Below are 1,108 nucleotides of genomic sequence, written 5' to 3'. Positions count from 1 at the left end.
CGCATCCTGGGAACTAACGGGCTGAGAACAGCCTTGATCGGGCTGTAAGCCCTTTCTTCTTCGACGCGTCTTCAATCGGTTCGACTCGTCTCGCCGACTGCAGCACCGGTAGCATCCAGCCGCGTTTTCACACGGCCTGGCCCCATTGCGGACCCTTTAGGTTTACTTGGCCGGAGCCGGTTCTCGCTTGTTGTCAGGGTCGGCCTGTTTGAGCGCTAGATCCGAATGGGCAAGAAACGAACGGCACTCTTCTGCTATCTCTTTGTAAGTAGCGTTTTGTATTGTGTCGTGCGCCCACTTTCTCATGTCGGGGTACGCCTGTACAGATTGCGCTTGCTTGACCCGGCCAAGATCCTCAGAAAATAAGAAATTCTTCTTTGCCTCGTACATCGATGCTGACCCGGGGTCTGCCTTTGCGCAGGCTAGCGAAAGCTCTTCTACGTAAGCTACTGACGCTTCTACAGGCCATGGGCTAGCCGGCGCGGCTGTGCTAACAAACGCTAAGCCGAGAACGATCCAAAAACGCATATTGTTCAGTCAAAAAGTTCTAGTCTAAGCTCTGCTCTTGGCCGTCAGTTACCTTTACATGTTTTCTTGACGAAATGCCCAATGGGGAGCTTCGACGCGAATCGTATCGCCAGATTGCAGCTCGATTTGAAATTGCCCATCCATCTCTTTTACTGAATTGACCGATGAAGACGGCCCCTAGCTTTCGCGCCTGGGAAGTTCGATGCTGGTGAATCCTTCAAACACCAAAAGATGAGGCGGCATGCCGACAGGCAGTAATCGAATATCGCACCGTTCCGCCTTCCAACTGACGTAAATAGCCGATAACGTAGCATTGTGGAGTGGTAGAGCATTAAAAGTCATGGTCGTTCCAGAAAATTCGTGTGGCTGCCCTTGGCCGTTAAGAGGCAACTCGGGCTAACGCAACAGACGACACTAAAGAGGAATCATCTTTTGCGAGTAATCTGAGCACTTCAATTGGAACCTTTGCGTTATGCGCGATTGCGGCGCGAACAGTTTCGTCCGGGTCACGTGCAAGACGATCAAATAGTTCTGAGCTGAGCTTCCGTTTTACTGCAACGGCATAGCGAACTTTAGGGTC

1 protein-coding gene is annotated in these 1,108 nt (G+C 51.6%); it reads right to left on the bottom strand.

The window, feature by feature from the left end; translation table 11 throughout:
• Positions 1–907: 907 nt before the first annotated feature.
• The coding region (locus AB4Z11_RS32320; RefSeq protein WP_442030358.1) for a hypothetical protein at positions 908–1,108 on the bottom strand (201 nt) is incomplete at its 5' end.

Origin of the sequence: Pseudoduganella sp. RAF53_2 (assembly GCF_052113985.1) — a bacterium.
GTDB lineage: Bacteria > Pseudomonadota > Gammaproteobacteria > Burkholderiales > Burkholderiaceae_D > Rugamonas.
This window is presented reverse-complemented; position numbering and strand designations above follow the sequence as displayed.